This window comes from Variovorax raffinosi, from assembly GCF_051216615.1.
Taxonomy (GTDB): domain Bacteria; phylum Pseudomonadota; class Gammaproteobacteria; order Burkholderiales; family Burkholderiaceae_C; genus Variovorax.
This window is the reverse complement of record NZ_JBPJZR010000007.1, coordinates 269,533-287,467: the sequence shown is the minus strand read 5'-3', so window position 1 is coordinate 287,467 and position 17,935 is coordinate 269,533. Positions and strand designations below refer to the sequence as shown.

Genomic DNA, 17,935 nt, shown 5'->3' with positions numbered 1-17,935 from the left:
TTTGGGGCCTGTGCGTCGGCGCGGGCGTTTTGTCTATTTTGACCGGCTGCGCGTCCGTCACCCACGGCACCACGCAGAACGTGAAGATCGAGACCATGACAGCCGAGGGCAAGGTGGTCAATGGCGCGAAATGCCTGATCACCAACGACCGCAATGATGCGGTGATGCGCTCCGGCGACAGCGTGCCGGTGCGACGCTCCAGCGCCAACCTGTCCATCGAATGCAGCCAGCCCGGATTCGCACCTGCCAACGGACAGGCCGTGTCGCGCGCCAACGTAGGCATGGCGGGGAACATCCTGATTGGCGGCCTGATCGGCGCGGCGGTCGATGCGGGCACGGCCGCGGGCTACAACTATCCGAGCTGGATCCAGTTGATCTTCGGTGAAGTGCGCAATATCGACCGCAGCGCGCAGTCGGGCGACTCGCCGACCTCCGGCGTTCGGATCGGAGCGACCGAGATGGCAGCGGCGCCGAAGGTTGTGGCGGCGAAACCGACCGAGGAGCCGCGCCCGGCGCTCACGGCGCCGGCTCCGGAGTCGCAGCCTCTCAAGGTGGTGGCGCCCGCTTCCCCCGCCCCGCCGCCCGTGCCTTCGCCTGCGCCGCAACCGCGGCCCGAGACGCGCGTGTCGATGGATGACCTGAACGGCTTGCTGCCGGCCAAGCCATGAGCGGGCCGGTGAAGTCCCTGTCGCTGCCGGTTCGCGCAGCAGCCCTGTTCCTGGGGCTGGCCCTGGCGGCGGGCGCGGCTGCCGCGCTGGAGCCGGAGGCGCTGTTCAGCAAGGTGTCGGGCAGCGTCTGGTCGATCCGCACTTTCGACGCCCAGGAGCGCCCCTTGCGCGCAGGCAGTGCGGTGGTGATCGCGCCCGGGCGCCTTGTCACCAACTGCCACGTGCTGGCCAAGGCGAGCAACTTCGTCATCAAGCAGGACAACGTGACCTACGGCGCGACGCTGGAGTTTCCGGACCCGGCGCGTGACCTGTGCCAGATCAAGGTGGCCAACTTCACCGCCCCTGCGGTCGCGCTGGCGCCGGCGGGCAGCGCGCGCGTGGGGCAGCGGGTGTATGCCATCGGCAATCCGCGCGGGCTGGAGAACACTTTGAGCGAAGGCATCCTGTCGGGCCTGCGCGGCGGCGGTGGTGACTCGGAAGCGCGGCTGCTGCAGACCACCGCGGCCATTTCGCCCGGTTCGAGCGGCGGCGGGCTGTTCGATAGCGAAGGGCGCCTGCTCGGCATCACCAGCTTTGCCGCGCGCGACGGCGGCAGCCTCAATTTCGCGATGCCGGTCGAGTTCCTGGCGGAACTGCCGGCGCGCGCCAAGGCGATGCTGGAGGCGCGAGCCCGAGAGCCGGCCGGTGCCCGCCAGGCGGGCGGCGGCGGCGAGATGGCGTTGACGGAGCCGCTGCGCGCCGGCGATGCGCTCGAGTACGTGCGCACCGACAAGCTGACCGGCAATCGCTCGACGGTGATCTACCGGCTCGACCGGATCAGCGGCGACGAGCTGTCGTTCAACATGGGCGGGCGCGTCGAAAAAACCGACGGGCAGCTCGTTTCAGTCACTTTGCCGACCGGCGGGCTGTTCGACTCCGCCTCGCCTCCGGGCGGCTGGGTCCGCAAGGACGTGCAGCCCGGCTCCCGTTGGCATCTGGATTACCTGGCGACGTCCGGCGACAGGCTGCGGCATGAGCTGGACGCCTCGGTAGGGGCTGAACGCCAGTTCCGGGTGGGTGGCGTTGAACTCAACGTGCTGCGCGTCACCTTCCAGGGCTGGATCTACGCCTCCTATGGCACTGGCGCTTCGCTGGTCGGCACGCCTTTCAACGCGTCGGTTCTGTACAGCCCGGAATTGGGGCGGGTCGTCAGGTTCGAGGTCGAGCACCGGCGCGGCAATGCCAGCTCCACGAGCGAGACCCTCGAACTGGTGCGTATCCAGCGCTGACACGCCGCAATGGCGGGAAATTGGCCAAAAGGGCGATTCTTCGTATAATCGAGGGCTTCGCAGCGATTTTGTAGCCCCGCGGCGAGGAGCATTCACCCGCTTGCGGGCGTGCAAAACCCACCTAAGAGATTCCCATCAGAGGAACGCCGACCGTGGAAAAGGGCTCGCCAAACCCTCTTCAAAGAGAAAAACTCATGACCAAAACGTTCAGCGCCAAGCCCGCTGACGTGACGCACGAGTGGTTTGTGATTGACGCGACCGACAAGGTCCTCGGACGAGTAGCCAGCGAAGTTGCTCTCCGTTTGCGCGGCAAACACAAGGCCATTTACACGCCTCACGTCGATACCGGTGACTTCATCGTCATCATCAACGCCGCGCAACTGCGCGTCACCGGCGCCAAGTCGATCGACAAGGTGTACTACCGTCACTCGGGCTATCCCGGCGGTATCACGGCGACCAACTTCCGCGACATGCAGAACAAGCACCCGGGCCGCGCCCTGGAAAAGGCTGTCAAGGGCATGCTGCCCAAGGGCCCGCTTGGTTACGCGATGATCAAGAAACTCAAGGTGTACGGTGGTGCAGAGCACCCGCATACCGCCCAACAGCCCAAAGTGCTGGAACTGTAAGGAGCCTTGAGAATGATTGGTGAATGGAACAATGGCACCGGCCGTCGCAAATCCAGCGTCGCCCGCGTGTTTCTGAAAAAAGGCACCGGCAAGATCACGGTCAACGGCAAGGACATCCAAGCGTTCTTCGGCCGCGAAACCTCGATCATGATTGCCAAGCAGCCCCTGGCGCTGACCAACAACCTCGAAGCTTTCGACGTGATGGTCAACGTGAACGGTGGCGGCGAATCGGGTCAAGCCGGCGCCACGCGCCACGGCATCACCCGTGCCCTGATCGACTACGACGCTTCGCTGAAGCCCGTCCTGAGCCAAGCCGGCTTCGTGACGCGTGACGCACGTGAAGTCGAACGTAAGAAGGTCGGTCTGCACTCCGCCCGTCGTCGCAAGCAGTTCAGCAAGCGCTGATCCTGTTCCTTGCGAACACAAAAGCCGCCTTCGGGCGGCTTTTTCGTTGCCAGCACTTGGTGCGCGAGGCATCCGACCCCACTTGCGTCGGGGTGCACGCCGCAGTGCGCCTGCCGGAATTGCGGCATTGCAGTAGCATTCGTTCCATTGGCCGCCTGTTCGGCCCCCCAGGAGTAACCACCCCATGAGCGCCGTAGCCGAAAACATCCAGACCCAGATGCCCGAGCCGATTGTCTTTACCGACAGCGCGGCAGCCAAGGTGGCCGACCTGATCGCCGAAGAAGGCAACCCCGACCTGAAGCTGCGCGTGTTCGTGCAGGGTGGCGGCTGCTCCGGCTTCCAGTACGGCTTTACCTTCGACGAGATCACCAACGAAGACGACACCACCATGACCAAGAATGGCGTGTCGCTGCTGATCGATGCCATGAGCTACCAGTACCTGGTCGGCGCCGAGATCGACTACAAGGAAGACCTGCAAGGCGCCCAGTTCGTGATCAAGAACCCGAACGCCACCAGCACCTGCGGCTGCGGATCGAGCTTCTCGGCCTGATGCCTGGATGCTGCTGATCCAGCCCCCTCAAGAAGCCGCCTCCGGGCGGCTTTTTGCTGCCCGTCGTCTTTTCACCTTTCCCCTTCTCCCATGACCTCCGAGGCAGCCGTTCCCGTCGATCCCGCCCGCAAGAGCCTGCTGTGGCTCGTGGCCGTCGGTTTCTTCATGCAGACGCTCGACGCCACCATCATCAACACGGCGCTGCCGGCGATGGCCGCGAGCCTGGGCGAAAGCCCGCTGCGCATGCAGTCGGTGGTGGTGGCCTACGCGCTCACCATGGCGATGCTGATCCCCGCCTCGGGCTGGATTGCCGACCGCTTCGGCACGCGGCGCATCTTCTTCTCGGCCATCGTGCTGTTCGCGCTCGGCTCGGTGCTGTGTGCGCTGTCGCACAGCCTGGGCCAACTGGTGGCGGCGCGCGTGGTGCAGGGGCTCGGCGGGGCGCTGCTGCTGCCCGTGGGGCGGCTGTCGCTGCTGCGCACGGTGCCGCGTGGGGAGTTTCTCCAGGCGATGAGTTTCGTGGCCATCCCGGGGCTCATAGGGCCCTTGCTGGGGCCTACGCTGGGCGGGTGGCTGGTCCAGTACGCCTCCTGGCACTGGATTTTCCTGATCAACGTGCCGGTGGGGCTGGCGGGCTGCATCGCCACGCTCAAGTACATGCCCGACCTGCGCGGCGTCGTGCCAAAGCGCTTCGACAGCGTCGGCTACGCGATGCTGGCCTTCGGCATGGTGGCGATATCGCTGGCGCTCGACGGCGTTTCCGGGTCGGGGCTGCGCCAGGGCGGCGTGATGGTCGTGCTGATCTTCGGCTTCGCGAGCGTGGTGGCTTACTGGTTGCGCGCGGCGCGCACGCCCGAGCCCTTGTTCGCGCCCTCGCTCTTCAGCGTGCCGACGCTCAGCATCGGGCTGATCGGCAACCTGTTCTCGCGCCTGGGCAGCAGTTGCATGCCCTTCCTGGTGCCGCTGCTGCTGCAGGTGTCGATGGGCTATTCACCGGTGCGCGCCGGGCTGATGATGCTGCCGATCGCACTGGCCGGCATGGCCATGAAGCGCTTTGCCACGCCGCTGATCACGCGCCACGGTTACCGCAGGGTGCTGGTGGTCAACACCGTGCTCGTGGGGCTCACGATGGCCAGCTTCGGCCTGACGGCGCCGGGCCAGCCCATGGTGCTGCACGTGCTGCAGCTGTTGGCCTTCGGCGCGGTCAACTCGCTGCAGTTCACCGCCATGAACACCATCACCCTGAAGGACCTGGACGGCAGCATGGCGAGCAGCGGCAACAGCCTGCTGTCGATGGTGCAGATGCTGGCGATGAGCCTGGGCGTGGCGGCGGCGGGCGCTGTGCTGGCGGGCTACAACGGCATCTTCGGCACCGAGACGGCGGCGCACACGCTGGATGCCTTCCAGGCCACTTTCGCGAGCATGGGGCTGATCACGATCGCTTCTGCGCTGATCTTCTGGCATTTGCCGGGTGAAGTGCGCGCGGCGCATCCGGCGCAGCCGGAGGTTTCCGGCCAGGGTTGAAGCCGCCAGCGGGCGTTCAGGCGGGGTAGATCGCGCCCAGCACCCGGGCGCCGCGTGCGCCGGTCACGCTCGCCAGATTGCCGGGCTCGCGCCGCACGGTGGCGCGGGCCAGCCAGGCGAAGGCTGCCGCTTCGACCTGCTGGGGTGGCAGGCCATGGTCACTCGATGCCGCCACGTCCACGCCGGGCAGCAGCACCCGCAGGCGTTCGAGCAGGTGGTCGTTCAATGCACCGCCACCGCAGACGATCAGCAATTTGCTATCTTTTCCGTAGTGACGAACGTCCGCTGCACAAGCGCTAGCGGTCAATTCGGTCAGCGTCGCTTGCACATCGGCCGGCGCCATCGCCGTGGTGCCGAGCTGTGCGGCCAGCCAGGTCGGGTTGAACAGGTCGCGGCCCGTGCTCTTGGGCGGCGCCTTGGCGAAATAAGGATCGGCCAGCAACTGCGCAAGCAGGCCCGGCAGCACCTGCCCGCTGGCCGCCCACTGGCCGCCACGGTCGAAAGGCTGGCCGAGGTGGGTCTGGCACCAGTGGTCCATCAGCGCGTTGCCAGGGCCGCAGTCGAAGCCGCGCACGATGGCGCCGTCCGGCGCGTTGGTGGCCGGCAGCAGGCTCAGGTTGGAGATGCCGCCGATGTTCAGCACCGCGACGGTTTCGTCGGCGCGTGCGAACAGGGCGCGGTGAAAGGCCGGCACCAGCGGCGCGCCCTGGCCGCCGGCGGCGAGGTCGCGGCTGCGGAAGTCGCCGACCACGTTGATGCCCGTCAGTTCGGCCAGCAGCGAGGGGTTGTTGATCTGCAGCGTGTAGCCGACTTCGTCGAATTCGATCGGCCGGTGGCGCACCGTCTGCCCGTGGGCGCCGATGGCAGTGACGGCCTCAGCAGTCGTGCCGCTGTCCGCCAGAAGCTGATGGACCACGCCGGCATAAGCCCGGGCGAGTCCGTTGCTGGCGAGCGCCGCGCGATGCAGTTCGTTGTCGCCCGGCGTGTTCAGCGCCAGCAGTTCGGCCCGCAGTGACACGGGAAACTGGGCCGTCGCGTAGGCCTGCACCGCGATGCGGCCGTCGGAAAGATCGGCGAGCACGCCGTCGACGCCGTCGAGCGAAGTGCCCGACATCAGGCCGATGAAAAGTTCGGCGGCCATGATGTTCTGGGGGAGGTTGGAAAGCCGCGCGGCGGCGAGATTCAGTCCGCGCTGGCCTGGATGACCGAGAACGCGGCCGCCAGCTCGGTGCGGGCGCCCACGGCGATGCGCTCGAAGGCCGGGCGCAGTGCCGCGGTGATCGGCGCGCCGCCTTCCTGCGCGATGGACGCCGGGTCTTGATAGACGCCGCCCACGCGGAATTCGAAGTGCAGGTGCGGGCCCGTGGCCCAGCCCGTCGAACCCACCGCGCCGATGGCCTGGCCCTGGCTCACGCTCTGGCCGGCCTTGACGTCGATGCGGCTCAGGTGCGCATACGCCGTCTGCTGGTTGTTGCGGTGGTTGATGATGATGATGTTGCCGTAGCCGTTCTGCGTGCCCGCGAAATCGACCGTGCCGTCACCGACGGTACGCACCGAGGTGCCCGTGGGCGCCGCGTAGTCGATGCCGTTGTGCTGGCGCCAGCTGTTCAGGATCGGGTGCATGCGCATCGCGAAGCCGCTCGACACGCGCGAGAACTCGACCGGCGTGGCCAGGTAGGCCTTGCGCAGGCTGTCACCGTTCGGGCGGTAGTAGCTGCCCTTCTGGTTGGCGCCCGGGGGCTGGAACCAGACGGCCTGGTGCACCTTGCCGTTGTTCTCGAACTCGGCCGACAGCACGCGGCCGCTGCGCAGCGCCTGCCCGTCGGCCTCGAGTGTTTCGTAGACCACGGCGAAGCGGTCGCCCTTGCGCAGCGCGCGCACGTCGACGTCGCCCGCGAAGATGTCGGCCAGCTGGCTCGCCACGGCATCGGGAATGCGCGAGTCGTCGGTGGCTGCGAACAGAGAGGTGCGGATCGTGCCGCTGGCCAGGCGCGTGCCCGGCGTCAGCGTGTCGCGCTCGGTCACGCCGGCAAAGCCGGTTGGCGTGCGCTCGATGACGAAGCGCTTGAAGCCGCCGTCGCCGTCGGGAATCCAGCGGGCGCTGAGCTTCTTGAGCTGGTTTTCCTGCGTGGCCTCGGCCGTCACGGTGCGGCCGGCGCGCGAGAACAGCGCGTTGCGGGCTTCGGGACTGCTGCGCACGAAGGCCGTGGCGGTGGGGTCGGAAATGCCCAGGCGCTTCAGCAAAGCTTCGGCCGTGTCGCTGGAGCGCGTGACATCGGTGCGAAACAGCGTGAAGCTGAAGTTTTCGAGCGACGCGGTCTGGTCCGCGAAAGACACGGGGGCCGTCGCTTCGAGGATCTGGTGGACCGGGAGGTCGGAAGCGTCAGGACCCAGCGAGGCCACCGCGAGGGTGCCGGCGCTCAGCAGGGCCGCCGCGATGATCGCGGTGATCTGCTTGGGGTAGGTCCGGAACGTATAGGCCACGCGAGAAGCGAGAAGCTCCTCGGCGGCAAGAATGCCGTTGATCAAACTTTGAATTCCAGCTCAGGTTCTGCAAATCCGTGCTGCAAGGCCCAGTACGTTCAGGGCGGCAGGAGACGGTGCGGAAAAAGCGCCGCTTAGAATTCGGCGCTTGAAAAGTCGGGCTGAGTATAGCTTCGGCATCTAAAAAGTCAGCCAAAAAAGCCTATGAATGCCGATTCTGTTACATCCGCCAGCCTCTCGGATGGTGTAAGACAAGCACTCGAAATATCCCTCCGCGGCGCTGACGAGCTGCTGCCGCAGGATGAGTGGGTGCGCAAATTGCAGCGGGCCGAAGCCTCCGGCGCCCCCTTGCGCATCAAGCTGGGCCTGGACCCGACCGCTCCCGACATCCACATCGGCCACACGGTCGTGCTGAACAAGATGCGGCAGCTCCAGGATCTGGGGCATCGGGTGATCTTCCTGATCGGTGACTTCACCAGCACCATCGGCGACCCCTCGGGGCGCAACAACACCCGGCCGCCGCTCACCCGCGAGCAGATCGAGGCCAACGCCCAGACTTACTACAAGCAGGCCAGCCTCGTGCTGGACCCTGAGAAGACCGAGATTCGCTACAACTCCGAATGGAGCGACCCGCTGGGCGCCCGCGGAATGATCCAGCTCGCGGCCAAGTACACGGTCGCCCGGATGATGGAGCGCGACGACTTCAACAAGCGCTTCAAGGCCGGCCAGTCGATCTCGGTGCACGAGTTCCTCTACCCGCTGATGCAGGGCTACGACTCGGTCGCGCTCAAGAGCGACCTCGAACTGGGCGGCACGGACCAGAAGTTCAACCTGCTCGTCGGCCGTCATCTCCAGCAGGAATACGGGCAAGAACCGCAGTGTATACTCACTATGCCGCTGCTGGAAGGGCTTGATGGCGTCGAGAAGATGTCCAAGAGCAAGAACAACTACATCGGCATCAGCGAAGACGCCAACACCATGTTCGCCAAGGTGCTGTCGATTTCCGACGACCTGATGTGGCGCTGGTACACGCTGCTGAGCTTCCAGTCGCTGGCGCAGATCGAGGCGCTCAAGGCCGAAATCGCGGGCGGCCGCAATCCGAAGGATGCGAAGGTCGCGCTGGCCAAGGAGATCACCACGCGCTTCCACAGCGCGGCGGCGGCCGAGACGGCCGAGCAGGATTTCGTCAACCGCAGCAAGGGTGGCGTGCCGGACGAGATTCCCGAGGTGTCGCTGTCTGGCGCCCCGATGGGCATCGGGCAACTGCTCAAGCAGGCGAACCTGGCGGCTTCGGCGGGGGAAGGCAATCGCCTGATCGACGGCGGCGGCGTGCGGGTCGATTCGGCGGTGGTCAGCGACAAGGGACTGAAGCTGCCTGCGGGCAGCTACGTGGTCCAGGTCGGCAAGCGCAAGTTCGCGCGCGTGACCCTGAGCTGATCGATGGAGAAGGCCCCGTGGGGCCTTCCATCAACGGACTTCGATGGTGACGCGCCGGTTGCGCGGCTCGTCCACGTCGTCGGCCGTGGGCACCGCCAGTTCGCGTTCGCCCCGGCCCACCGCCTCGATGCGGCTCGCCGGGAACTGGCGCTCCACGAACAGTTGAACCACTTCCTGCGCCCGGCGGCGCGAAAGCTCGTCGTTCTGTTCGACGGTGCCCTTGGTGTCGGTATGGCCCGTCACCACGATGTCGCCGCCGCTGCGCGACAGCGCCGCAGCCAGCGCCTCGGTCATGATCTGCTGCGACGCAGGCGTCAGCGTGGTGCCGCCCAGTTCGAAGTACACCGTGTAGCGCTGCGGCAGGGGCGGGCGCATGTCGAACAAGGGCTTGTTCTCCGCCTGCACCTTCGCTGCATCGGCCCGGTCGACAACCGGCGCACCCTTGGCGCCCACGGCCGCCGTGGCGCGCTGGTAGGGCTGCGAGAGGACTTCTTCGCCGTCCTTGGCGCGCACCACCACGGCGGAAGGCTTGCCGTCAGCCTGGGGCAGCAGCACCACGCGCGTGCCCGGCGTCGAGCATGCGGCGAGCAGCAGGGCCACCAAGGCGGTGGCAAGAAGCGAGGCGCAGCGCGATGTCTTCATCTTCATGGCTGGCCGTCCGCCTGCACGATGAAGTCGGTGCCGCGGATGCCGATGGTGGCGGTCTGTGTCTCGACCCGCACCGCGTCGGGGTTCGTCTTGCCGATCAGGCCGGTGATCATCCGCATCGAGCCGCGCAGCAGCGAAACCAGCATGCCGCCTTCATGGGTGGTGCCGTCGAAGTGGAATTCCTTCAGGTCCAGCCGCGACGAGGGGCCGACCACCAGGGTCGTGTCGTCGCGCAGCACCACGGCGGCGGAGGAGTCGGGGCCGGTCACGATCCGGTCGACGGCGCCCAGCGCGTCACCGGGGTTGGCCGGGCGCGTGGTGCCGGTCGCGCCGAGCAGTTGCACGTTGCCGCGCACGGACTTCACGAAACCCGCGCGGAGGTCGGCGGGTGCGGCAGATGCCACGGCGGGCGCTGCAACGGTTGCAGCGGGCGTTGCGGGTGCGGGGGGCGGTGTCTGGGCTTGGGCCAATGTGGCTGAGCCCACAATGGCAAGACCGCCCAGGGCGATCAAGAAATTTTTCATCGTCTGGCTCTCTGCGATTGGAATGTTTCGCAATGGTCGTAAATGTTAATGCGAAGGCGTTACATATGGACACGAGGCCGATAATTCACTCGGTTCTTGCGGCCTTTTACCGCTTTTCGCGTGGCGTTCTGCCCAAAACCCGACCAAATTTGCATGACGTTGAACCCTAAAACGCTGCTTCGTGTGTCAGTCGTCGTTGCCTTGATCACCATCGTGCTCAAGGGGTCGGCCGGCTACATGACGAATTCGATGGGCCTGATCTCGGACGCGATGGAGTCCTTCGTCAACCTCGCCAGCGCCATGTTCGCGCTGGCCATGGTGACCATCGCCGAGCGCCCGGCCGACGACGACCACCCCTACGGCCATCACAAGGCCGAGTATTTTTCCTCGGGCTTCGAGGGCTTCCTGATCGTGGGTGCCGCCATCGCGATCCTGTGGGTTTCCATCCAGCGGCTGCTGTCTCCCCAGCCTCTTGAGCAGTTGGGTTGGGGCCTGGCGCTGTCGGTGATCAGCTCGGGCTTCAATGCGGCGCTGGCCTTCGTGCTGTTCCGCGCGGCGCGCACGCACCGCTCGATCGCGCTGGAGGCCGACGGCCGTCACTTGATGACCGACGTCTGGACTTCGGCCGCCGTGGTCATCGGCATCATCGGTGTGCATTTCAGCGGCTGGCTGTGGCTCGATCCGCTGCTCGCCATCGGCGTGGCGCTCAACATCGTGCGCGAGGGCGTCAAGCTGGTGTGGCGCTCGTCGCAAGGACTGATGGACGAAGCCCTCGACCCCGAGACGATTGCCACCGTGCGCGCGACGCTCGACGCCTTTGCCGCGCGCCAGCCCGAAGGCAACCGGCTGCGCTTCGACGACATGGTGACGCGCGGCGCCGCCCAGCGCCGCTTTGCCGACCTGCACATGCACGTGCCCGGCGACTGGACCCTGCAACGCGCCGCGAACATGCGCGACGAACTGGAGCAGGCCCTGATGGACGCCGTGCCCGGCCTGCGCGTGACCATTCAACTGCTGCCGCTGACCATGGAAGCGCGCGCCACCCAACTCGAGGAACATCACCCATGAAAGCCGTGCTCCAGCGCGTGGCCCACGCCCGTGTCGACATCGCGGGCCGCACCGTCGGTGCTATCGACGCGGGCCTGCTCGTGCTGCTGTGTGCAGAGCGCGGCGACGTCGATGCGCTGGCCGACCGCATGCTCGCGAAGATCCTCAAGCTGCGCATCTTTTCCGACGACGCCGGCAAGATGAACCGCAGCGTGCAGGACATCGGCGGCGGCCTCCTGGTCGTGAGCCAGTTCACGCTGGCCGCCGACGTGAGCGGCGGCAACCGCCCCAGCTTCACCCAGGCCGCGTCACCGGACGAAGGCCGCAGGCTGTACGACTACTTCGTGGTGCAGGCGCGCGCCGCGCATCCGGTGGTGGCGACCGGCGAGTTCGGCGCCGACATGCAGGTGCACCTGCTCAACGACGGGCCGGTCACGATCCCGCTGCAGATGACTGGTCAATAAGGCAGCGGTTCGAGCACCGCTTCCCACGCGACCTTCGGGTGCGTGTAGCGATCGATCGTGACCTCTTCGAGATGGCGCATGCGCCAGCCGTCGGCAAAGAGCCGTTCCACCGCGGCGCGGTCGAAGAAGCGCTTGGGAAAACCGTCGAACAGGTAGAAGCAGTCTTCATCCCTGCCGGTCACCGACGATGGGCCGCGTCCTCCGTAGTGCAGGTCGTTGACCGAATTCAGTCGGCACAGCAGCACGCCACCTGGACGAAGCACGCGATGAATGCGCTGGACCAGTTTCAGCGTCGCATCCCACTCGAAGTAGTGCAGCGACAGGCTGGCCAACACCGCGCCCACGGTGGCATCGGCGGGCAGCGGAAAGGGCTCACGAAAATCCTGGCAGTGAAACTGCGCACCGGCCGGCACCCGCACACGAGCCTGCGCCACCGCTTCGTGCGACAGCTCGACCGCCACGACATGCAGGCCCGCATCGACCAGCGTGGCGCTGTCGCGACCCTCTGCGCAGCCCAGTTCGAGCACCGGGCTGTCACCCGCCCGTTCCACCAGCAGAGGCAGCCACCGCGCCAACCAGGGATCGGTGTCCGCGCCCACCGCTGCCGTCGTCATCACTTGCCGTAGGGATTGCGAATGCCCAGGCCCGCAAGAATCTCGATTTCGTACGCTTCCATTTCGTCGGCGTCGGCTTCGCTGGTCTCGTGGTCCCAGCCCTGCGCGTGCAGCGTGCCGTGCACCAGCAGGTGCGCGTAGTGCGCGGCCAGCGTCTTTCTGTTTTCCTTTGCCTCGCGCGCGACCACCGGCGCGCACAGCACCAGGTCGGCCATCACCAGCGGGTTGTTCGCATAGTCGAAGGTCAGCACGTTGGTGGCGTAGTCCTTGCCGCGAAACTCACGGTTCAGGCGTTGCCCTTCTTCGGCATCGACGATGCGCACGGTGATCTCGCCGTCGATATCGAGCGCATGGCGAATCCAGCGCGTCACGCTGTGGCGCGGCAATGCGGCGCGATGCCGTTCGACGCCTTTGAAGCGACCGAACTGCAGCGACAGGGACAGTGCGGGAAGCGCCATCTCAGTGAGCCCCCGTACGCTTGCGCTGCCCGTCATAGGCGTCCACGATCTTCGCCACCAGCGGATGCCGCACCACGTCCGCGCTCGTGAAGTGCGTGATCGCGATGCCACTCACGCGCTTGAGCACACGTTCCGCATCGATCAGCCCGCTCAGTTGCTGCTTGGGCAGGTCGATCTGGCTCACGTCACCCGTCACCACCGCACGCGCGCCGAAGCCGATGCGCGTGAGGAACATCTTCATCTGCTCAGGCGTGGTGTTCTGTGCTTCGTCCAGGATCACGAAAGCGTTGTTCAGCGTGCGTCCGCGCATGAAGGCCAGCGGCGCGATTTCGAGCGCGTTGCGCTCGAAGGCCTTCTGCACCTTCTCGTAGCCCATCAGGTCGTACAGCGCGTCGTACAGCGGGCGCAGGTACGGGTCGACCTTCTGCGTCAGGTCACCGGGCAGAAAGCCCAGCCGCTCGCCCGCTTCCACGGCCGGCCGCGTGAGCACGATGCGCTGCACCGCCGCGCGCTCCAGCGCATCGACCGCGCAGGCCACGGCCAGATAAGTCTTGCCGGTGCCGGCCGGACCGATGCCGAAGGTGATGTCGTGCTTGGCGATGTTGTCCAGGTACAGCGCCTGCGTGGGCGTGCGCGCGCGCAGGTCGGGGCGGCGGGTGACGAGCATGGCCGCGTCGTCGTCGCCCTCGACCATCGAGCCGTCGCCGGCCAGCGTGAGCTGCACCACGGCCGGGTCGATCGTGCGCTGGGCGATCTCGTAGAGCGCCTGCAGCACGTCCATCGCGCGCTGCGCGCCGGCCTTCGGGCCGTCTACCTTGAACTGTTCATGGCGGTGCGCGATCTTCACGCCCAGGGCTTCCTCGATGCGGCGCAGGTGTGCATCCAGGGGGCCGCACAGGTGACCGAGGCGCGAATTGTTCAGTGGGGTAAAGGTGTGTCGCAGAATCACGCCGGACATTTCAAGGAAAAAGGGCACCCATGATAGGCAAACTCACCGGCACGCTGGCCGAACGCAATCCACCGCAGGTGGTGGTGGACTGCAACGGAGTCGGTTACGAGGTCGATGTGCCGATGAGCACGTTCTACAACCTGCCGAACGTCGGCGCGAAGGTGTCGCTGCTCACGCACTTCGTCGTGCGCGAGGACGCGCAGATTCTCTACGGCTTCGGCACCGCCGAGGAGCGCGGGGCTTTCCGCCAGCTCATCAAGATCACCGGCGTGGGCCCGCGCACCGCGCTCGGCCTGCTCTCGGGCATGAGCGTGGGCGAGCTGGCACAGGCGATCACCACGCAGGAGCTGGGCCGGCTCGTGAAGATTCCCGGCATCGGCAAGAAGACCGCCGAGCGGCTGCTGCTGGAGCTGAAAGGCAAGCTCGGCGCCGACATCGGCATGCCCGCGCATGCGACCTCCGATGCGCAGACCGACATCCTGCAGGCGCTGATCGCGCTGGGCTACAGCGACAAGGAAGCCGCGCTCGCGCTCAAGGCGCTGCCCAAGGAAGCGACGGTGAGCGAGGGCATCAAGCTCGCTCTGAAGGCCTTGGCCAAGTAAGCGGGCCCGGCGCGCGGCCCGGGCTTGCGGTCCAGCCGCCTATTCGCCTATTCGAGCGTCAACCCGATGTCCTTCACCAGCACGCTCCAGTCGTGCAGGTCTTTCTGCATCGTCGCGGCGAACTGCTCGGGCGTGTTCTGCGGCAGGTCGGTGAAGTTCAGCTCGCGCAGCCGCTGCACCACGGCCGGGTCCTTCAGCACCTGGTTCACCGCCAGGTTGAGCTTCTTCACGATGGCCGGCGGCGTCTTTGCGGGCGCCAGCAGGCCGTACCAGGAGTAGTTCGTGAAGGGGTAGCCGGCCTCGGTCATCGTCGGCACGTCGGGCAGCATCGGAATGCGCGAGGGGCCGCTGTTGGCCAGCGCCTTCAGGCGCCCGGCGCGCACCAGTTCCACCGTGGACGACATGTCGGCAAAGGCCGCATCGACCTGGCCACCCATCAGGTCCTGCACGCAGGGGCCGCTGCCCTTGTAGGGCACATGCATCAACGCCAGGCCCGCCTGCTTCTTGAGGCTTTCCATCGCGAGGTGGCCGCCGGAGCCGTTGCCCCACGAGCAGTAGCTGAGCTTGTCGGGCCGCGCCTTGGCATAGGCGACGAATTCCTTGAGCGTTTTCACCGGCAGGTCCTGGCGCACCAGCAGCAGGTTGCCGCCGCGCCCGATCTGCGCCACCGGCGCGAAGTCCTTCAACGAGTCGTAGGGCAGCTTCTTGTAGAGGCTGGGGTTCACCACCATCGCCGCGGCATAGGTGAACAACAGCCGGTAGCCGTCGGGTGCGCCGCGCGCCACGAGGTCGGTGCCCAGGATGCCGTTGGCACCCGGCCGGTTGTCGATGATGAAGGTCTGCTTCATCGTCTTGCCGAGCGCGTCCGCGATCAGCCGCGCGATGGTGTCGGTGCCGCCCGCTGCCGACGTGGGAACGACCAGCGTTACCGGCTTGTCGGGGTAGGCCTCGGCGCCTTGTGCGTGGCTGGCTGTCGCCATCCATGCGGCGAGCGCGCCGCAGGCCAGTGCGCGCACGCGGTGTCGCAGGAATGTGGTTGTCATGTTTTCTTGTCTCCTGGGATGTGCGTCAGTGAATGCCGAAGCGCGCCTGCGTTCCCTGCTCGATCATGTCCGCGCCGACGCGATACAGGTTGCGCGACACGTAACTGGGCACCTGCCGTGCGCGTTCGCGCAGCCATTCGGCCTTGAGCGAGCGCGCCTCCACGATCTCGGGCGCGTCGCCCCCGGCGGTGGCCAGCAGGTCGATCACGTGGAGCGCAAGCTGCCAGTTGCCGCCCTGCGCCAGCGTGCGCGCATGCGTGATCACGCCGCGCTTGTCGGTGATGGCATCGGCCACGGCCTGCCCGATGGCTTCGGGCGCCTCGGGGTGCAGCGATGTCGGGTTGCGGTCCCACCAGCCGTTCTCCGAACGGTAGATGTCGCGCACGATGTAGCCGGGGTCGCCGTAGCTGGGCTTCATCCAATCGACACCGAACAGTTCGTCGGGAAAGCGGATGCGCGCCAGGATGCCGCGCTCGTTCAGCCCTTCGTTCATCAGTCGCACGACTTCGGCACGCAGCCAGCGCAGCGCGCGGGCGGTGTGCGTGAGCACGTGCCGCACCTGTTCCTCGCCTTCGAGCGTGGCACCGAACTCGCGCACCGCCTTGCGGGCACCGAGCGCCGCCAGCGCATCGAGCGTGTCGGCCCAGCGCACCGTGTCGCGCATGGTGCGAAAGGGCGTGCCGATGTTGGGGATCGAGTCGATCAGCGCCGCGCCGCCGTAGAGCACGCGCTGCGAGGGGCTCCACAGCGCGATCGCGTCATCGGTTTCCGACGGCGCCCAGCGCAGCTCGACGCTGCGCTCGCCGTGGCCGATCTGCAGGCGGTCGTCGAAGGTCTCGGTCGGCGCGTGCATGGCGAGCCGGTGGTCGAAGAAGCCCGCCGGCCGGTTGAATTGGATCTCGGCCATGCGGTGCTGCAGCGCTGCCGTCTCGCGGTAGCGCGCATAGCGCCGCGGCACGTTGCGGTGCGCGATGACGCGCGGCGGCGCATCGCCGCGCTGCGCGGCATGCGCCAGCCACATCGGCACGCCCGAGTTGTAGCCCACGTGCCCGTGGCTGTAGCACAGCGCATGCAACGGCGCATTGCTGAGCTGGCGCACCGCATCGATCATCCCCTGCGTCACCGGGCCGCCGGGGCCGGCGTCGATCACCACGAGGCCGAGGTCGGTCTCGGCCACGAACGACTGCCCCTGTCCGCGCAGGATGTGCAGGCCCGGCGCCACCGTCTCGGTGCCCGTGCCGACGATGAGGAAGGGCTTCTCTTGTTCCGCCGTGTTCGTGCTCATGCGGCCTCCCCGGTGCGGACCAGCGCCGGCAGCGCATAGCGACCGTCCAGCATTTCCGCGCGTGGCACATAGGCGCGCAGGCAAAGATAGAAATCGCCTTCGGGCGCGGGCAGCCAGTTCGCTTGCGCGGCTTCGCCCTCGGGGCGCGCATGCTGGATGTGCAGCGTGAGCCCGCCGTCGGCGTCGCGGCGCAGCGCGGGCGTGCGGTCGCCGATGGCGTAGCGGTCGATGGGGTTGTCGACCAGCATGTAGTCGCGGCTGTCGTACATCGTGAGCGACCAGAAGGCTTCGACCGGCGGCATCGCATCGGGCGCGAACCGCAGGGTGTAGCGGCCGCTTCCGTGCAGCTTGCGGCCCGAGGCGTCGTGCCAGGCCAGCGGATAGGTCGCCTCGCGGCTTTCGAGCATGCCGATGTACTTGAGCGCGACCAACGCGCGCGCCATATGGTCGTCGCCGAAGCTGCCTTCGACCAGCGGCATCTGCGCCCAGCCGGTGGAAGACGTGGCGCCGGACTGCGCGTTGCGCAGCCGTGGCAGCACGGCATCGAGTGCGTCTTGCAGCACGGCGCGCTGCGCTTCGTCGAGCGCGCCGGCATCGGGCCCGAGACCGAGCGCGGCGAAGCGGGCGATCAACCCGGCGTCGCGCGCGGGCGGTGGGTTCTCGCGCAGTGCGCGGTTCACCTGCGTCGCGAAGTGCTCGGCGGTCAGCGGCGCTTTCGGATCGCAGGCCGGATCGAACGGCTTCGGCTTTGACGGCTTGCCGGCCTGCCAGTCGCCGAGCGCGCGAACGAGAAAGCCATCCTGCAGCGCATTGACCGCAGGCACGTCCCGCAGCCCGTCAACCAGGATGCGGCCGATGATCCACAGCCAGCGCGTGGACGCTTCGATGTGCGCGCCGGGCTCGCGGAATGCAGCCGGCAGCTCGCCGCGCCAGCCCGGCGGCGTGACGAGGAACGAACGCGCGCCCGTGCCCGTGAGCCGCTGGCCGATGTGCGCGAAGGGGTTCGTGTAGAAGTCGAGCAGGCCCAGCACGTAGTAGCGCCCGGCCGTGTCCGGCACGTCGATCACGAGCGGGCCATCGCCCAGGTCGAGCCATGCGTTGGTGTAGAGCGTGTCGTTGTTCGGCGTCACCACGCGGCTCTTGCCCGCGCCCAGCAACTGCCGCGCGTGCGTGAACACGTTGCACCAGCGCCGGGGCTTGGGTGCCTCGCCGGCGGTGTCGGTGCGCTGCGGCGAGGTGGCCGCCCGCATGCGGCTCATCTCGAAGAGCGGAAAGGCGTAGACGACGGCTTCTTCGGCCAGCGTGTGCAGTGGTCCGGTATCGGTGTTCGCTTGCATGG

At 67.1% G+C, this 17,935-nt stretch carries 20 protein-coding genes; 10 read left to right on the top strand and 10 right to left on the bottom strand.

From position 1 onward, the window contains the following. Positions 1-29 precede the first annotated feature (29 nt). The 6 genes from ACSFB7_RS21965 to mdtD all read left to right on the top strand — a co-directional run bounded on the left by ACSFB7_RS21965 (position 30) and on the right by mdtD (position 5,041). Positions 30-668 (top strand): hypothetical protein, encoded by a 639-nt coding sequence (locus ACSFB7_RS21965; protein ID WP_435473903.1) that lies wholly within the window; start codon positions 30-32, stop codon positions 666-668. After that, positions 665-1,936 (top strand): S1C family serine protease, encoded by a 1,272-nt coding sequence (locus tag ACSFB7_RS21960; protein ID WP_435473901.1) that lies wholly within the window; start codon positions 665-667, stop codon positions 1,934-1,936. Before ACSFB7_RS21965 ends, ACSFB7_RS21960 begins: the two co-directional genes overlap by 4 nt. Before the next feature lie 194 nt (positions 1,937-2,130). Then, positions 2,131-2,562, top strand: a complete 432-nt coding sequence (gene rplM, locus ACSFB7_RS21955; RefSeq protein ID WP_007827946.1) for a 50S ribosomal protein L13 — start codon at positions 2,131-2,133, stop codon at positions 2,560-2,562. Positions 2,563-2,574: 12 nt separating this feature from the next. Continuing rightward, the gene (gene rpsI, locus ACSFB7_RS21950) at positions 2,575-2,967 is read left to right on the top strand and encodes a 30S ribosomal protein S9 (protein ID WP_062479216.1); all 393 of its coding nucleotides are present in this window, start codon (positions 2,575-2,577) and stop codon (positions 2,965-2,967) included. 184 nt (positions 2,968-3,151) lie between these two features. Further along, positions 3,152-3,517 (top strand): iron-sulfur cluster insertion protein ErpA, encoded by a 366-nt coding sequence (gene erpA, locus ACSFB7_RS21945; protein ID WP_007827949.1) that lies wholly within the window; start codon positions 3,152-3,154, stop codon positions 3,515-3,517. 90 nt (positions 3,518-3,607) lie between these two features. After that, positions 3,608-5,041 carry a multidrug transporter subunit MdtD gene (mdtD, locus tag ACSFB7_RS21940; protein ID WP_435473898.1) on the top strand — a complete coding sequence of 478 codons (1,434 nt, stop codon included), beginning with the start codon at positions 3,608-3,610 and terminating at the stop codon, positions 5,039-5,041. 16 nt (positions 5,042-5,057) lie between these two features. On the opposite strand, the gene ACSFB7_RS21935 is transcribed toward mdtD, so the two are convergent. Both ACSFB7_RS21935 and ACSFB7_RS21930 read right to left on the bottom strand, forming a co-directional pair. Beyond that, positions 5,058-6,182, bottom strand: coding sequence for an anhydro-N-acetylmuramic acid kinase (locus ACSFB7_RS21935; RefSeq protein WP_435473896.1), 1,125 nt, complete (start codon positions 6,180-6,182; stop codon positions 5,058-5,060). A gap of 41 nt (positions 6,183-6,223) precedes the next feature. After that, entirely contained in the window at positions 6,224-7,570 is a 1,347-nt protein-coding gene (locus ACSFB7_RS21930) for a peptidoglycan DD-metalloendopeptidase family protein (RefSeq protein ID WP_435473895.1), read from the bottom strand. Positions 7,571-7,729: 159 nt separating this feature from the next. On the opposite strand from ACSFB7_RS21930, the gene tyrS reads away from it, so the two are divergent. Next, complete coding sequence (gene tyrS / locus ACSFB7_RS21925; RefSeq protein WP_435473893.1) at positions 7,730-8,962, top strand: tyrosine--tRNA ligase; 1,233 nt, start codon at positions 7,730-7,732, stop codon at positions 8,960-8,962. Positions 8,963-8,992: 30 nt separating this feature from the next. Here tyrS and ACSFB7_RS21920 read toward each other — a convergent pair whose 3' ends face one another. Both ACSFB7_RS21920 and ACSFB7_RS21915 read right to left on the bottom strand, forming a co-directional pair. After that, on the bottom strand, positions 8,993-9,610 hold the full coding sequence (locus ACSFB7_RS21920; RefSeq protein ID WP_435473891.1) for an OmpA family protein: 618 nt from the start codon (positions 9,608-9,610) through the stop codon (positions 8,993-8,995). Further along, entirely contained in the window at positions 9,607-10,134 is a 528-nt protein-coding gene (locus tag ACSFB7_RS21915) for a FecR family protein (protein ID WP_435473889.1), read from the bottom strand. Before ACSFB7_RS21915 ends, ACSFB7_RS21920 begins: the two co-directional genes overlap by 4 nt. 153 nt (positions 10,135-10,287) lie before the next feature. Here ACSFB7_RS21915 and ACSFB7_RS21910 point away from each other — a divergent pair, with 153 nt between their 5' ends. Both ACSFB7_RS21910 and dtd read left to right on the top strand, forming a co-directional pair. Next, entirely contained in the window at positions 10,288-11,202 is a 915-nt protein-coding gene (locus ACSFB7_RS21910) for a cation diffusion facilitator family transporter (protein WP_435473887.1), read from the top strand. Further along, positions 11,199-11,645 carry a D-aminoacyl-tRNA deacylase gene (gene dtd, locus ACSFB7_RS21905; protein ID WP_435473885.1) on the top strand — a complete coding sequence of 149 codons (447 nt, stop codon included), beginning with the start codon at positions 11,199-11,201 and terminating at the stop codon, positions 11,643-11,645. The genes ACSFB7_RS21910 and dtd overlap by 4 nt, the downstream gene beginning before the upstream one ends. Here dtd and ACSFB7_RS21900 read toward each other — a convergent pair. The 3 genes from ACSFB7_RS21900 to ACSFB7_RS21890 are packed head-to-tail and all read right to left on the bottom strand — an operon-like array spanning position 11,639 to position 13,675. After that, on the bottom strand, positions 11,639-12,259 hold the full coding sequence (locus ACSFB7_RS21900; protein ID WP_435473883.1) for a class I SAM-dependent methyltransferase: 621 nt from the start codon (positions 12,257-12,259) through the stop codon (positions 11,639-11,641). The genes dtd and ACSFB7_RS21900 overlap by 7 nt on opposite strands. After that, positions 12,259-12,717, bottom strand: coding sequence for an rRNA maturation RNase YbeY (gene ybeY, locus ACSFB7_RS21895; protein ID WP_435473881.1), 459 nt, complete (start codon positions 12,715-12,717; stop codon positions 12,259-12,261). Before ybeY ends, ACSFB7_RS21900 begins: the two co-directional genes overlap by 1 nt. Before the next feature lies 1 nt (position 12,718). Then, on the bottom strand, positions 12,719-13,675 hold the full coding sequence (locus tag ACSFB7_RS21890; protein WP_435473879.1) for a PhoH family protein: 957 nt from the start codon (positions 13,673-13,675) through the stop codon (positions 12,719-12,721). A gap of 20 nt (positions 13,676-13,695) precedes the next feature. On the opposite strand from ACSFB7_RS21890, the gene ruvA reads away from it, so the two are divergent. Next, positions 13,696-14,268 (top strand): Holliday junction branch migration protein RuvA, encoded by a 573-nt coding sequence (gene ruvA, locus ACSFB7_RS21885; RefSeq protein WP_394479689.1) that lies wholly within the window; start codon positions 13,696-13,698, stop codon positions 14,266-14,268. 47 nt (positions 14,269-14,315) lie between these two features. Here the strand turns inward: ruvA and ACSFB7_RS21880 are convergent, their stop codons facing one another. From ACSFB7_RS21880 to ACSFB7_RS21870, 3 genes are read right to left on the bottom strand one after another with little or no spacing between them, the layout of a single operon-like run. Beyond that, positions 14,316-15,311 carry a Bug family tripartite tricarboxylate transporter substrate binding protein gene (locus ACSFB7_RS21880; RefSeq protein ID WP_435473877.1) on the bottom strand — a complete coding sequence of 332 codons (996 nt, stop codon included), beginning with the start codon at positions 15,309-15,311 and terminating at the stop codon, positions 14,316-14,318. Positions 15,312-15,336: 25 nt separating this feature from the next. Then, entirely contained in the window at positions 15,337-16,596 is a 1,260-nt protein-coding gene (locus tag ACSFB7_RS21875) for an alkyl sulfatase dimerization domain-containing protein (protein WP_435473875.1), read from the bottom strand. Continuing rightward, positions 16,593-17,933, bottom strand: a complete 1,341-nt coding sequence (locus ACSFB7_RS21870) for a DUF1254 domain-containing protein (RefSeq protein WP_435473873.1) — start codon at positions 17,931-17,933, stop codon at positions 16,593-16,595. The genes ACSFB7_RS21875 and ACSFB7_RS21870 overlap by 4 nt, the downstream gene beginning before the upstream one ends. Positions 17,934-17,935: the final 2 nt, after the last annotated feature.

Coding starts and splice junctions, on each gene's coding strand:
- ruvA (WP_394479689.1), top strand. CDS start 13,696: ATGATAGGCAAACTCACCGGCACGCTGGCCGAACGCAATCCACCGCAG.
- mdtD (WP_435473898.1), top strand. CDS start 3,608: ATGACCTCCGAGGCAGCCGTTCCCGTCGATCCCGCCCGCAAGAGCCTG.
- ACSFB7_RS21880 (WP_435473877.1), bottom strand. CDS start 15,311: ATGACAACCACATTCCTGCGACACCGCGTGCGCGCACTGGCCTGCGGC.
- ybeY (WP_435473881.1), bottom strand. CDS start 12,717: ATGGCGCTTCCCGCACTGTCCCTGTCGCTGCAGTTCGGTCGCTTCAAA.
- ACSFB7_RS21920 (WP_435473891.1), bottom strand. CDS start 9,610: ATGAAGATGAAGACATCGCGCTGCGCCTCGCTTCTTGCCACCGCCTTG.
- ACSFB7_RS21915 (WP_435473889.1), bottom strand. CDS start 10,134: ATGAAAAATTTCTTGATCGCCCTGGGCGGTCTTGCCATTGTGGGCTCA.
- dtd (WP_435473885.1), top strand. CDS start 11,199: ATGAAAGCCGTGCTCCAGCGCGTGGCCCACGCCCGTGTCGACATCGCG.
- rplM (WP_007827946.1), top strand. CDS start 2,131: ATGACCAAAACGTTCAGCGCCAAGCCCGCTGACGTGACGCACGAGTGG.
- ACSFB7_RS21890 (WP_435473879.1), bottom strand. CDS start 13,675: ATGTCCGGCGTGATTCTGCGACACACCTTTACCCCACTGAACAATTCG.
- rpsI (WP_062479216.1), top strand. CDS start 2,575: ATGATTGGTGAATGGAACAATGGCACCGGCCGTCGCAAATCCAGCGTC.
- ACSFB7_RS21875 (WP_435473875.1), bottom strand. CDS start 16,596: ATGAGCACGAACACGGCGGAACAAGAGAAGCCCTTCCTCATCGTCGGC.
- ACSFB7_RS21870 (WP_435473873.1), bottom strand. CDS start 17,933: ATGCAAGCGAACACCGATACCGGACCACTGCACACGCTGGCCGAAGAA.
- ACSFB7_RS21960 (WP_435473901.1), top strand. CDS start 665: ATGAGCGGGCCGGTGAAGTCCCTGTCGCTGCCGGTTCGCGCAGCAGCC.
- tyrS (WP_435473893.1), top strand. CDS start 7,730: ATGAATGCCGATTCTGTTACATCCGCCAGCCTCTCGGATGGTGTAAGA.
- ACSFB7_RS21935 (WP_435473896.1), bottom strand. CDS start 6,182: ATGGCCGCCGAACTTTTCATCGGCCTGATGTCGGGCACTTCGCTCGAC.
- ACSFB7_RS21900 (WP_435473883.1), bottom strand. CDS start 12,259: ATGACGACGGCAGCGGTGGGCGCGGACACCGATCCCTGGTTGGCGCGG.
- ACSFB7_RS21910 (WP_435473887.1), top strand. CDS start 10,288: ATGACGTTGAACCCTAAAACGCTGCTTCGTGTGTCAGTCGTCGTTGCC.
- erpA (WP_007827949.1), top strand. CDS start 3,152: ATGAGCGCCGTAGCCGAAAACATCCAGACCCAGATGCCCGAGCCGATT.